Source organism: Streptomyces sp. NPDC040610 (assembly GCF_055594065.1).
In genome coordinates, this window is sequence record NZ_JBVIXA010000010.1 from 157,239 (window position 1) to 170,591 (window position 13,353).

Annotated in this window: 11 protein-coding genes; 5 read left to right on the forward strand and 6 right to left on the reverse strand. The window is 70.1% G+C overall.

Annotated elements, in window-relative coordinates:
* Window positions 1–4: 4 nt before the first annotated feature.
* The 5 genes from ACZ6AA_RS30130 to ACZ6AA_RS30150 form a co-directional block, all read right to left on the reverse strand.
* Window positions 5–2,056 (reverse strand): oxidoreductase, encoded by a 2,052-nt coding sequence (locus ACZ6AA_RS30130; RefSeq protein WP_471461122.1) that lies wholly within the window; start codon window positions 2,054–2,056, stop codon window positions 5–7.
* A 53-nt stretch (window positions 2,057–2,109) separates the two neighbouring features.
* On the reverse strand, window positions 2,110–3,867 hold the full coding sequence (locus ACZ6AA_RS30135; protein WP_471461125.1) for a B12-binding domain-containing radical SAM protein: 1,758 nt from the start codon (window positions 3,865–3,867) through the stop codon (window positions 2,110–2,112).
* A gap of 270 nt (window positions 3,868–4,137) precedes the next feature.
* Window positions 4,138–4,641: a dihydrofolate reductase gene (locus ACZ6AA_RS30140; protein ID WP_468456994.1), complete on the reverse strand. Its 504-nt coding sequence runs from the start codon at window positions 4,639–4,641 to the stop codon at window positions 4,138–4,140.
* 38 nt (window positions 4,642–4,679) lie between these two features.
* A complete protein-coding gene (locus ACZ6AA_RS30145; protein ID WP_468456913.1) occupies window positions 4,680–5,477 on the reverse strand; it encodes a thymidylate synthase in 798 nt (265 codons plus the stop codon).
* A 102-nt stretch (window positions 5,478–5,579) separates the two neighbouring features.
* Window positions 5,580–6,200 carry an L-threonylcarbamoyladenylate synthase gene (locus tag ACZ6AA_RS30150; protein WP_468456914.1) on the reverse strand — a complete coding sequence of 207 codons (621 nt, stop codon included), beginning with the start codon at window positions 6,198–6,200 and terminating at the stop codon, window positions 5,580–5,582.
* A gap of 138 nt (window positions 6,201–6,338) precedes the next feature.
* Here ACZ6AA_RS30150 and ACZ6AA_RS30155 point away from each other — a divergent pair, with 138 nt between their 5' ends.
* From ACZ6AA_RS30155 to ACZ6AA_RS30170, 4 genes are all read left to right on the forward strand, one after another.
* Window positions 6,339–7,958, forward strand: coding sequence for an amidase family protein (locus tag ACZ6AA_RS30155; RefSeq protein ID WP_471461131.1), 1,620 nt, complete (start codon window positions 6,339–6,341; stop codon window positions 7,956–7,958).
* A gap of 749 nt (window positions 7,959–8,707) precedes the next feature.
* Window positions 8,708–10,147, forward strand: coding sequence for a family 2B encapsulin nanocompartment shell protein (locus tag ACZ6AA_RS30160; protein ID WP_468456918.1), 1,440 nt, complete (start codon window positions 8,708–8,710; stop codon window positions 10,145–10,147).
* 107 nt (window positions 10,148–10,254) lie between these two features.
* Entirely contained in the window at window positions 10,255–11,316 is a 1,062-nt protein-coding gene (locus tag ACZ6AA_RS30165) for a family 2 encapsulin nanocompartment cargo protein terpene cyclase (protein ID WP_468481436.1), read from the forward strand.
* Window positions 11,317–11,379: 63 nt separating this feature from the next.
* A complete protein-coding gene (locus ACZ6AA_RS30170) occupies window positions 11,380–12,255 on the forward strand; it encodes a geranyl diphosphate 2-C-methyltransferase (protein ID WP_471461137.1) in 876 nt (291 codons plus the stop codon).
* Window positions 12,256–12,351: 96 nt separating this feature from the next.
* Here the strand turns inward: ACZ6AA_RS30170 and ACZ6AA_RS30175 are convergent, their stop codons facing one another.
* Window positions 12,352–12,516 (reverse strand): hypothetical protein, encoded by a 165-nt coding sequence (locus tag ACZ6AA_RS30175; protein WP_471461140.1) that lies wholly within the window; start codon window positions 12,514–12,516, stop codon window positions 12,352–12,354.
* A gap of 335 nt (window positions 12,517–12,851) precedes the next feature.
* Between ACZ6AA_RS30175 and ACZ6AA_RS30180 the strand changes: the two genes are divergently transcribed.
* The gene (locus ACZ6AA_RS30180) at window positions 12,852–13,235 is read left to right on the forward strand and encodes a peptidase inhibitor family I36 protein (RefSeq protein WP_468456923.1); all 384 of its coding nucleotides are present in this window, start codon (window positions 12,852–12,854) and stop codon (window positions 13,233–13,235) included.
* Window positions 13,236–13,353: the final 118 nt, after the last annotated feature.

A 13,353-nucleotide genomic window follows, 5' to 3' on the forward strand; every position in this document is an offset into this window, starting at 1 on the left:
TCCGCTAGGACGACTCTTGTGAAGTAGCACGATCCGGCGTCCCGCGCGGGAAGCGCGAGGGAGAGTTCAGGGTTGGCTGGTCCACGACGCACAGGTCCGCACGTCCGGCCAGGACGAGCGTGTCGACGTCGGCCGCGGCGAGCGAGCCCGCCGCGATGACCGCGAACTCGCCTCCGCGCCCTGCCTGGTTGCGGATCCGGTCCGCGTACACGTCCCGGTCGGCCCGCGTCCCGGCACAGACGTGCACCGCCGTCGCGCCGTGCGCGGCGAACTCGTTCGCGATCTCGGCCACCGCGTCGGCACCGACCCCGTGCGGATACCACCGCGCCGGTGAGATCCGCACGCTGAGCGGCCGCTCGTCGGGCCACACGGCGCGGATCGCGTCGAACACGTCGAACTGGTGGCGCAGCCGCTCGCGCGAGGAGAGCAGGCTGTCGTGGGCGCAGTCCAGTTCCAGCAGGTCGAACCCGGCGGCATCCGGCAGGTCGAACCCGGCGGTGGCGGCGCGCCGGGCCGCGGCGGCGAACTCGCGACACAGCCCGCCCAGGGGCGCGGCCGAGCCCTCGGGGCCGTAGTGGCCAAGTCGTACGCCGATCTTCGCCGTCGAGTTCGCGTGCACGAAGTCCACCACCCGCCGCCACCCGACCGCCTGTTCCCCGCTGTGAAGACCGGCGCCGCCCGGCACGGCCGTGCCCGTGGCGGAGACGGCCACCGGTCCGGCCAGCACCAGGCCCGCCCCGCCGAGGGCCGCGCCGCCCAGGCGCACCAGCTGAAGGTCCCCCGGCACACCGTCGCGGGTCGGGGCCCTCGTGTCGGGGGACACCACGACGCGGTTGACCAGCTCCAGGCGGCCGAGCGTGAACGGCTGGAGCATCGGCCGGCCCGCCTCACCGCCCGCCGCTTCGGCGAACCAGCGCTCCGCCCGGGCGGTGAACTCGGGGTCGCGTCGGCGCAGGCCGGTGCAGGAGACCCGGCGGCTGCGGGTCAGGAGGTTCACCGCGAACTGCTGCGGCTCCTGATGGGTGTAGTGGTCGACGTTCTCGAACCACTCCCGGCTGGCCTGTGCCGCGCGCTGGAGGGAGCCGACCGCGGGGCGGCGCTCGGCCTCGTACGCGGCGAGCGCCGCCTCTGTGCCCGGCTGGTCCCGCAGGCTCGTGGCGAGGGCCAGCGCGTCCTCCATCGCGAGCTTGGTGCCCGAGCCGATGGAGAAGTGCGCCGTGTGCGCGGCGTCGCCGATGAGCGCGACGTTGCCGTGCCGCCAGGTGTCGCACCGCACGGTGGGAAAGCGGAGCCAGCGCGAGTTGTTCCCGTACAGCTTCTGGCCGTTGAGGATGTCCTTGCACAGCTCGGCGATGATGCCGATCGACCGTTCGTCGCTCTCTCCCGGCGCGAGCCGCGGGGGAGCGGCGGTGCCGAACCCGGCCGCGTGCCAGGCGCTTTCGGAGAGCTCCAGGATCAGGGTGCTGGCATGACGGGAGTCGGGATAGGCGTGCACCTGTGCGGCCCCGCCCGGCGTGTCGACGACGTGGAACTCGAACGAGTCGAGTTCCAGGTCGGTGCCCAGCCAGATGTACCGGCAGGTCCCGGTGCGCACCGTGGGCCGGAAGGTCTCGGCGTACCGCTCCCGGACGAGGGAGTTCGCCCCGTCGGCGGCCACGACGACGTCATGGTCGGCGGTAAGGGCGTCGACGTCGGTGATCTCGCTGCCGTAGCGCACCGGAACGCCGAGCTGGGCGCAGCGCCGCTGCAGCGTCTGGAGCAGCCCGGAGCGGCTCATGGCGGCGAAGCCGTTGCCGCCCGCCGTGAACGTGGTGCCGCGGTAGTGCACATCGATGTCGTCCCACCGGGCGAGCAGCGGCCGCATCTCGGACAGGAGCGCCGGATCGGCGCGCTCGATCCCGCTCAGCGCCTGGTCGGAGAGCACCACACCGAACCCGAACGTCTCGTCGGGCGCGTTCCGCTCCCAGACGGTGATCTCGTGCGTGGGGTCGAGCCGACGGGCCAGCGCGCTGAAGTACAGCCCGCCGGGGCCGCCACCGATCACAGCGATCCGCACCTGGGCCTCCCGCGGTCTGCCGGTGCGTCCTCGGTCCCCGGCGGCGCGTCCATCTATGCCCCGCGGACCGGGGACGAGGCGGCGGACGTCGCCAGGATGTCCTCGATCATCTCGGGCGGGACGGTGGCGTCGTCGAACCAGCGGCCGCCGAGCGGCCGGGGGACCGGCATGATCTGGTCGTTCGTGTAGGCGAGGACCTTGCGGTTGTAGTGCCGGATCGCGTCGCGGAGGTCGGGTGGGAGTTTCTGGTCGAGCAGGAGCGCTCGTTCCATTTCCCCGAGCAGTTCCCGGGTCTCTTCGATGGTCCTGAGAACGGCCTTGCAGAATCCGGTGGGGAGCACTCCGTACTCACCCTTGATCTCCACAAGGCGCGTGATCGCCTCGTAGGAGACGTCCTGCAGCTGGCGCCTGCTCAGCCACCGCGTCTCGTAGTTGAGCCGCCGATACCACAGGGGTTCGACCATGGCCCGGCGATGTTCTTCGAGGGTGCGGTGGTGGATGCGGTATCCGTGCTTCTCCGGTTCTTCGAAGAACCGGGAGCCCGGGTCGAGGAACGGCACCATCGGGCAGATGAGAGGAAGGGCGGCCCAGCCACCGAACTTGCGGATGAGCCGTTCGGAGTACGCGATCGTGTCCAGCACCGACTGCCGGTCCTGGTGGGGCATGCCGATGAAGAACCAGATCATGATTCCTTTCACGCCCGCGTCCAGGGCACGTGGAATCCATTCCTCCATCTGCTCCATGGTGTAGTTACCGCGACCGGCCGCCTTGCTGATCTTCAGGTCGTGGGACTCGGGGGAGAGCATGATGTAGGAATCCGTCGAGTCGCCCATCTTCTTGAGAATGTCGAGGGGCGTCAGGCTGAACTGCTCGAAGTGGACGCTCTTGTAGCCGAGTTCTTTCACGGCGTCGAGATACTGGTGCATCCGCGTCCGGTTCTCGGAGTAGCACTGGAGCGCGTAGATCGAGGTGCGCTGCGCGGCCTCGCGCATGGTGCGCAGCTCCTCGACGACGAGGTCGTTGTCCTTCTGCACCAGGGTCCTGCGGACACCCATGATGTTGCGGTAGGCGAACCGCGATCCGCCGCACCAGCCGCAGTCGTGTGCGCATCCGGTGTTGGGCAGCGTCATGATGAGCTTGGACGCCGAAGGCCCGCCGTCGGGTGCTTCGCGGTAGTACGACCAGTCGTTGCGCACATTGTTGTAGTTGCTGTCCGGCGTGTGCGAGAAGCCGGTGACCTGGACCTCGCCGTCGACCTTGTACAGCAGGTTCGGGATGGACCGGAAGTCCCTGCCGCCCTGCCGGACCTCGGTGACGAGCGCGGTGACCGGGTCGAGGGTGTCGTATCCCTGAACGACGACGTCGACGCTCGGGTACCGGATCAGTTCCTCGGCGTAGTACGTCGCCGAGATGCCGCCGAAGACGGTGAGCGCATCGGGGTGCACTTCCTTCACCACGGCCGCGAGTTCGACCGAGCCGTGACAGTGCGCCATCCAGTGCAGGTCGAACCCGAAGATCGGTGCCTCGAAGCGGGCGAGCAGTTGCTTGACGTCCAGTTCGGGATGCAACAGCATCAATGAGGCGACATTGACGATTTTCGTGTCGAACCCGCAGTCGGCAAGGCGCTGCTTTATCGAGAACCAGCCGATGGGATAGATCTCGTAGACCGAGGTGACATTGACGCTGTCGCTGTCACTGAGATACGCGAACAGCATGTCGTCGCGCTCGCGGAATTCATAGACGCTGGGCGCGTGCAATAAGAAGAGATCAGCTTCGAGTCGCGATGTTGACGGCTGTTCCGTGATGGTCATTCACGGCCTCCCCTGGCTGACTCCGCGCCAGCAAGATTCACCATGGTTTCTTCCTGCTGAAAGGTTTGTCAAGGGTCGTACGACCGAGGTCGCAATGAATCTTGATTTGCTGCTTTCAGCTCTGCGAAGATGTCATGTGGAAAGAGATCAGGGGTTACTGGTAAACCACGGTCCGCAACCGGAATCTGACCAGTGTATGTGAGTGTCGGGATCGGTTGCGGAATTGATCAGGCCGAGGAATCGGTAATTGATCGGGTGCGGATTCGGGAGTCACCGGGTGTAGGTGCGGATGCGGTAGCGCAGCCCGGTTGTGGAGGTCTGCCAGCCTTTGTCCTCGGTGACTTTCCACGCCGGGTCCAGGGCCGGGGCGTAGGTGTCGCCCACCACCGTCGCGTCGACCTCGGTCACCGAGAGCGTCGTCGCGTGCTCCAGGGCCGCCCGGTAGATCTCACCGCCGCCGATCACCCACGCCGTGGCGGGGGCGGCGGACACCGGCGGCTCGGCCGCGCGCTCCAGGGCCTGTGCGATGGACCCCGCACGCTCCGCGCCCTCGGCCGCCCAGAGCGGATCGCGCGTCACCACGACATTGCGCCTGCCGGGCAGCGGACGGAACCGCGGCGGCAGCGAATCCCAGGTCCTGCGCCCCATCACCACGGGATGACCGAGGGTGGTGGCCTTGAAGTGCGCCATGTCCTCGGGCAGCCGCCACGGAATGCCGTTGTCCGCGCCGATCACGCCATCGAGGGTCTGCGCCCAGATCAGCCCGACGTTCATGCCGCTCACCCCGGCGTGCGTACCGCTCACCCCGGCGCTCATACCGCGACCGGGGCCTTGATCGCCGGGTGGTGCCGGTAGTCCACCACTTCCACGTCGGAGTAGGCGTAGTCGAAGAGCGAGTCGGCCTGGCGCAGCCGCAGCCGGGGGAACGCGAACGGGGCGCGCGAGAGCTGCTGGGTCACCTGCTCGACGTGGTTGTCGTAGATGTGGCAGTCGCCGCCGGTCCAGATGAAGTCACCCGGCTCGAGGCCGACCTGCTGCGCCACCATGTGCGTGAGCAGGGCGTAGCTGGCGATGTTGAACGGGACGCCGAGGAACAGATCCGCGCTGCGCTGGTACAGCTGGCAGGAGAGCTTGCCGTCGGCCACGTAGAACTGGAAGAAGGCGTGGCACGGGGCGAGCGCCATCGCGGGCAGCTCGGCGACGTTCCAGGCGGAGACGATCATCCGGCGGGAGTCCGGGTCCCGGCGCAGCGTGTCGAGGACCTCGCTGATCTGGTCGATGTGCCGGCCGTCCGGGGTGGGCCAGGAACGCCACTGGGCGCCGTAGACCGGACCGAGCTCGCCGTCCGCGTCGGCCCACTCGTCCCAGATGGTGACGCCGTGCTCCTTGAGCCAGCCGACGTTGGAGTCGCCGCGCAGGAACCACAGGAGTTCGTACACGATGGACTTGAGGTGCACCTTCTTGGTGGTGACCAGCGGAAACCCCTGGGAGAGGTCATAGCGCAATTGGTGCCCGAAGACACTTCGGGTGCCGGTGCCCGTCCGGTCGGCCTTGGCCGTCCCGGAGGTGAGCACCAACGTCAACAGGTCTTCGTACTGGGTGTCCGCCACAGGCGTCGATTCTACTGGCCACCCGCGGGTGCACTCGACGACCGTGCCTCCTCGCGCGCCGGGGCCGGTGTCCGGCTCCTTCGGCCCGGCCCCGGCGACCCGCTATTCGAAGCGCGTGGTGTCCCCGGCACCGCGGCGCACGATCTCGATGTCGCCGCCGGAGAAGTCGATGACCGTCGTCGGCTCCGTGCCGCAGTCGCCGGAGTCGAGTACGGCGTCCACGACGTGGTCGAGGCGCTCCTTGATCTCCCAGCCCTGGGTCATCGGGGCGTCCTCGCCGGGCAGCAGCAGGGTGCTGGAGAGCAGCGGCTCGCCCAGCTCGGCGAGGAGCGCCTGGGTGATGACGTGGTCGGGGATGCGGACGCCGACCGTCTTCTTCTTCGGGTGCAGGAGCTGGCGCGGCACCTCCTTCGTCGCGGGCAGGATGAAGGTGTAACTGCCGGGCGTCGCCGCCTTGATCGCGCGGAACACGTCGTTGTCGATGTGCACGAACTCGCCGAGCTGAGCGAAGGTCTGGCACACCAGGGTGAAGTGATGACGGTCGTCGAGGTCGCGGATCGAGCGGATGCGGCTGATGCCGGCACGGTTGCCCAACTGGCACCCCAGCGCGTAGCAGGAGTCCGTCGGGTACGCGATGAGTGCGCCGGACCGGATGCTGTCCGCCACGGTGGTGATGGTGCGCCGCTGCGGGTTCTCGGGGTGCACGTCGAAGTACTTGGCCATCCGCCGAGTCTAGGCGTGTGCGGGTGGGCCCGAAGGGCAGGACGTGGCCGATGGGGCAGGCGCCCGGTGGCCGAGTGGCCGGGGGTGCGGTCCCGGGGCCCTTGCGCCGGACGTGGCCCGTGTAGTCACCTGTCCCTCATGGGGGAGAGGAGCATTGCTTCACTGATCGCTGTCATCGCCGCGGGAGCCCTGCTTACGGGCACGCCGAACCCACGGGCGGAAGCCGCCGCGCCGGACGCCGAAGGCCCGGCGCCGACGGGCTCGTCCCGGGCGGACGCGGCCGGCGCCGCCGACGTACCCGACCGCTACCTCGACACGGTGACGATCCCTCAGCTACAGGCACGCATGGCGGACGGCTCGCTGACCTCGTCCGCACTCACCCGTGCCTATCTGCGGCGGATCAAGACCGTCGACCCCAAGATCCACGCGGTCCTGCGCACCAACCCGAAGGCCCTGCGGCAGGCGGCCGCGAGCGACGCCAGGCACCGGCACGGCCGCACCCTCGGCCCGCTCGACGGCATCCCGGTGCTCCTCAAGGACAACGTGAACACCCGCGACATGCCGACGACCGCCGGGTCCCTCGCCCTGGCCGGGAGCCCGCCCGGCACCGACGCCGCCCTGGTGACCAGGCTGCGGGACGCGGGCGCGGTCGTCCTGGGCAAGACCAACCTGTCCGAATGGGCCAACTTCCGGGCGGCCAAGCCCACATCGGGGTGGTCGGCGGTGGGCGGCCAGACCCACAACCCCTTCGTGCTCGACCGCAATCCCTGCGGCTCGTCCTCCGGTTCGGCCGCCGCGCTCGCCGCCTCGCTGTCCCAGGTGGCCATCGGCACCGAGACGGACGGCTCCATCGTGTGCCCGGCCGGGATGAACGGCGTGGTCGGCCACAAGCCGAGCCTCGGCCTGGTGAGCCAGAGCGGCGTCGTGCCGATCTCCGCCGAGCAGGACACCGCGGGCCCCATGGCGCGCAACGTGGTCGACACCGCGCTCACCCTGTCGGTGCTCTCCGATGACGGCACGCCCCGCCCCGGCGGCACGCCCGGCCCTCTGAGCGACGCCGGGACGCTCCGCGGCGACCTGCGCGGCAAGCGCATCGGGCTGTGGCGGCTGCCCTCGCTCGGCCCCGAGGTCGACGCCGTGATGACCCGGACCGCACGGAAGCTGCGCGCGGCCGGAGCCGAGGTCGTCGAGGTGACGCCCCCGTACCAGGACCGGCTCGCCGAGCTGGAGTTCCCGGCGCTCCTCAGCGAGTTCCACCGGGACATCGACGCCTACCTCGGCACCCGCAAGGGCCCCCGCGACCTCGCCGCGCTCATCGAGTTCAACCGCACCCACCCCGCGGAGCGCACCTGCTTCGCCGGGCAGGAACTCTTCGAGCAGGCCCTCGCGGCTCCGCCCACCACCGACCCGAAGTACCGGGCCATGCGCGCCGAGTTGAAGGACCTCTCCGGGCGCTCGCTGGACGAGACCATGGCCGCCCACGACCTCGACGCCATCGCCGCGCCCACGAACCCGCCCGCCTGGACGACCGACTGCGCCCGGGGCGACAACGACGTCATCCCGTCCTCCACGCCCGCGGCCGTCGCCGGATACCCGTCCCTCTCGGTGCCCGCGGGACGCGTCGGCGAACTGCCGGTCGGCCTGCTCCTGATGGCGGGCGACCGCCAGGACGTCGAACTCCTCTCGCTCGGGGCGGCGGTGGAGCGCCGCCTGAACGCCTGGCGGGCGCCGCGGTACCTGCCGACGCTGGGACGCTGACCCGGACGTCCACCGCGGCACCGGGGGCTGCTGACCCCGACGTCCACCGCGGCACAGGAGGCGCACGCCCTCCCCGTCCTCCCTGCCGTCCGAGCCTCCCGTGCGCCCGCCACGCCCGGCGCGTGACGTCGGGGAACCGGCGCGGGGGCGTGCGCCCTTCCTGGGCACGCCCTCGCGAAAGGTCCGTACCACCGTCTGCGTCCGACCGCCGTCCGCGCGGGGTTCCCCGCTGCCTCCCGGGACTGTTTGGCTAGCCCATGCAGCCTCGTGCAGCCCGCACCTGTCGGCCGCATGCTCCGTCACGACGCTGTCGCCATGGCGCCGACCGCCCTGGAACCCGTCCCCGACCGCAACCGCCGGACGACCACGCCGGTGCCCCCGAACCCACCCTCGTACCGCGTCCGATCACCGCGGCCCGCCCACACGAAGCCGCTCCGAAGTCGTGGCCAAGTCGCGCCCAAGGACCCCGGAGGACCCTGACGTGGTCCAGGGGACGGTCAGGAGCGGCCGCGCCGTCCCACCCGCCCGCGCCGGCCGTCCGCGCGGACCCGTGCGCTCAGGCGCGTCCGCGTCCGTCGGCCCGCGTCCGCGCACACCAGTAGGCGCCCACCGCGGCCACCCGCCGCCGCACACGTCTGTCCACGCCCGCGCACGTGTCTGTCCAAGCCCCGCACCTGTCTGTCCACGCACCCGCGCACACGTCCGTCCACGCACCTCCGCCCATGTCCGTTCATGTACAGGGAGGCACTGTGACCACGTCCGAAAGCGCCGCCGGACCCAGCACCGAACACGTCGACGACTCGGCCGCCGAGGCTCAGCGCACGAGCCTCAGCACCCTCGCGGCGCGCCAGCTCTCCACGACCACCAAGTCCGAACCCCAGATGCAGGCCATCACCTCGCGATGGCTGCTCAAGATGCTGCCGTGGACGGACGTCAGGGGCGGCACCTACCGGGTCAACCGACGGCTCCAGCTCAAGGTCGGCCGAGGGCGTGTGCAGTTCGAGCAGAACGGCGCCGACGACATCAAGGTCATCCCCGAGACCCTCACCGAACTGCCCGTCCTGCGCGGCTACTCCGACACCGGCGTCCTCAAGAAGATCGCCTCGCGGCTGCGGGTACGGCAGGTGCGCGTCGGTGAGGTGCTCTTCGACGCCGGACAGCCCGTCACCGAGGCCTACCTCGTCGTGCACGGCCGCTTCACCCGCTACGCCACGGGCAAGTTCGGCGAGGAGGAAGTCATCGGCGTCGTCACGGACGGCGACCAGATGGGCGACGAGGCCGTCGGCAGGGCCGACCCGCTGTGGCTCAGCTCGGTGCGGGCCGAGACGCCCGGCGTCGTCCTCGTGCTGCCCTGGGACTCCCTCCAGCAGATCGTGGAGGGCGCCCCCTCCCTCGCGGCGCACCTGGACGCGTACGCGGCGCAGCAGAACAAGCCCATGAACCGCAAGGGCGAGGCCGACGTCCCCATGCAGGCGGGACACCACGGCGAGCCCACCCTCTCCGGCGGCTACGTCGACTACGAACTCTCCCCGCGCGAGTACGAACTGTCGCTCACCCAGACGGTGCTGCGCATCCACACCCGGGTCGCCGACCTCTACAACAACCCGATGGACCAGACCGAGCAGCAGCTGCGCCTGACCATCGAGGAGATCCGCGAACGCCAGGAGTGGGAGCTGGTCAACAACCGCGAGTTCGGGCTTCTGCACAGTGTCGACTACGGCCAGCGCATCAGCACCTACACCGGCCCGCCCACGCCCGACGACCTCGACGAACTCCTCTCCATGCGCCGCAGGACGAAGCTGTTCCTGGCCCACCCGAAGGCGATCGCGGCGTTCTTCCGCCAGTGCAACAAGCGCGGCCTCGTGCCGGGCACGGTCGCCGTCGACGGGCACGAGGTGCCCGCGTGGCGGGGCGTGCCGCTGTTCCCTTGCGGCAAGATCCCGATCAGCGAGGAGCACACGACGAGCATCATCGCGCTGCGCACCGGCGAGGCCGACCAGGGCGTCGTCGGCCTGCATCAGACGGGCATCCCCGAGGAGTACCAACCGAGCCTGAACGTCCGCTTCATGGGCATCAGCGACGCCGCGATCATGCGCTATCTGGTCACCGCCTACTACTCGCTCGCCATCCTCGTCCCCGACGCCGCCGGGATCCTGGAGAACGTGCAGATCGGCCGGAGTGCGGAGTGAGCGCACCGCCCGAGCCCGGCGAACCCACGGTTCTCGCGCCGACGCGGCCGCCGATTCCCGCGCTGCCGCAGCCACCGACCCCCGCCGCCGGGCAGCCGACGCGCCATGTGCCGGAGCAACAGCCGTCACGTCCCCCCTGGCGGCCGCCGGGCCCGCCGAACCCCGCCCGGTCCCTGCGCGCCACCCCCAGGGGCGGCCCGATCCCCGGCCTGCACCACCGGCCCGCCGTGCCCGCCGACCCAGCCAAGGTCGCCGAGGTCGACCGCAGGCTGGAGGCCTGGGCGCACGAGCACGACCTGTTCCCCGCCGCGTGGAAGGGCGACTTCGCGGGCTTCCAGTTCGGCCGGGCCGTGGTGCTCCAGCACCCGGGCGCCGTCGACGTGGAGCGCCTCACCGCGGCGGGCAAGCTGCTGCTCGCCGAGAACCTCGTCGACAGCTGCTACTGCGAGGCCGAGGAGGGCAGGGGCGGCACACCGCGCGGCCTCGGCGGCCGCCTCGTCCTGGCCCAGGCGGCGATCGACCCGTTCCACGGCGCCCCCGAGGTGGAGGCGCAGTGGCGGCGCGGCGTCCGGGCCGACGGGCCGCTGCGCTCGTACCACCAGGCCATGAAGGACTTCGCGGCCTTCGCCACGCCCAGCCAGAGCGACCGGTTCGTGCACGACATCGCCCGGCTGCACCTCGGCTACCTCGGCGAGGCCGCCTGGGCCGAGACCCGCTACGTGCCCCAGGTGTGGGAGTACCTGGTGATGCGGCAGTTCAACAACTTCCGCCCCTGTCTGTCGATCGTCGACGCCGTCGACGGCTACGAACTGCCCGAGCCGGTCTACGCCCGACCGGAGATCCAGCGGATCACCGCGCTCGCCTGCAACGCCACGACCATCGTCAACGACCTGTACTCCTTCACCAAGGAGCTGTCCGGCGACCCCACCCATCTGAATCTGCCCCAGGCCATCGCCGCCAACGAACGCTGTGGCCTCAAAGCGGCGTACCTGAAGGCCGTGGAGATCCACAACGAGGTGATGGCGGCCTTCGAGGAGGAGTCCGCGGCCCTGTCGGCCACCTCACCGCTCGTCGAGCGCTACGCCAGAGGCCTGGCCGCCTGGGTGGCCGGCAACCACGAGTGGCACGCCACCAACACCCACCGCTACCACCTGCCGCACTACTGGTGAACCCCGCCACCGGCGGGTCCCGGCCGCCGGGCCCGTCGCCACCCGCACCATGAGGAGCCCCTGTTGACCATTGCCGACGCCCGGCCCGCCGCCGTACCGGTGCCCACCCAGTCGACGTACCAGAACCGCGTCGCGGACTACTGGAACGCCGAGGAGAACCCGGTCAATCTCGAACTGGGGAGGATCGACGACCTCTACCACCACCACTACGGCATCGGAGAGGCCGACCGGTCCGTCCTCGACGTGGCCGACCCCGCCTCGCGGCAGGCCCGCATCACCGCCGAACTGCACCGGCTCGAACAGGCCCAGGCCGACCTGCTCGCCGCCCACCTCGGGCCCCTCACCCCCTCGGACCGGGTCTTCGACGCGGGCTGCGGGCGCGGCGGCGGCTCCGTCGTGGCCCATCTGCGCTACGACTGCTACGCCGACGGGGTCACGCTCTCCGAGAAGCAGGCGGAGTTCGCGGCCGAGCAGGCCCGCAGGCGGCACATCGACGACAAGGTGCGCTACCACCACCTGAACATGCTCGACACCGGTTTCCCGACCGGTGCGTTCGCGGCGTCGTGGAACAACGAGTCGACGATGTACGTCGAGTTGGAGCTGCTGTTCGCCGAGCACGCCAGGCTGCTGCGCCGCGGCGGCCGGTATGTGACGATCACCGGCTGCTACAACGACTCCTACGGGCGGGCCTCCCGCGAGGTGTCCCTCATCAACGCCCACTACATCTGCGACATCCACCCGCGCTCGGAGTACTTCCGGGCGCTGGCGCGCCACCGCCTCGTACCGGTGCACGTCGAGGATCTGACGGCGGCCGCCCTGCCCTACTGGGAGCTGCGGCAGGAGGCCGACCATCTGGTGACGGGAATCGAGGAAACGTTCCTGAACGCCTATCGCAACGGCAGCTTCCAGTATCTGCTGATCGTGGCCGACCGCGTGTGACGCGCGGTGCGCCGAGGCTCTGGCGCACCGACGCGCAGAAGGCCGGGCCCTCGCGGGGGCCCGGCCCGTGGTGCGAGAAGGTGCGGTGCGCGGCGGCTAGTGGGCGGTGTTCGAGGCCCAGACCGGTGCTCCGCTGCGGGTGTAGACGACGAAGTTGCCGTCCTCCTGCAGCCGGGCGGTCCAGCCCTTGCCGACCGTGCGCGAGGCCCATCTGGCCCGGTTGAACTCGTCGTAGACCACGAGGTTGCCGTCGGACTGCATGACCGGTCTGGCCGTGTTGGAGCTGACGGACTCGTTGTGGTTGAGGGTGAAGGGGGGCGTAGCGCACTTGATCCGAGAGGATTCCCGCCCGCGCCTCGCCGCTGGTGGCGGCGGTGTGGTCGGTGGGAGCCGCACTCGCCTGGCCGACGAGGGCCATCGAAAAAATGCGGGATGGGAAATGCGCCGCCGATATGACCTAAGGGGCCGATATCTGGCTACCGGTCAGGGACCGGTTCCGACAGGATCGGCCGGGCTGGTCGGCTTTGGCGCCGAATTCCCCATGCGAAGGAGGATGCGTGCGTAAGAGAGCATTCGTCAGTGTCGCTGCATTTGTCATGACCCTGATTACTCCGACCGTCGCGGGCGCGGCGGAAACCCAGTTCACCAAGGTCCCGGGCGTCGAGGGCCTGTACCGCGTCACCGGAACCGACGGCGACCGGGCCGCGCGCGACGCGTACGACCGGTGCGGGGCGGGGACCTGCTTCTTCCAGCACTACAACGGCGAGGGACTGTTCTGGGTCGTCCCGAGCTGCGGCCGCCACCACCTCCCCGGCTATCTCGACGGGAAGACCACCTCGGCCTGGAACAGGACGCCCACCACCGTCATCCTGTACGACGGCACCTACACCGGACGCCTGGGCCCGCTCCCGGGCTGGTTCAAGGGCAATCTCGACCCCAATCACGACAACAAGCTGAGCTCGGTCGACGCGGCCTGCTGAGCCACGTCTGACACAAAGCTTGAGCCGCGCCTGACACAAAGAACGTCCAGGTCGACCGAGTGCGGCCGACCTGGACGTTCGTGTGTTCGGGCGACGTCAACGATCAATTGACGTCAGG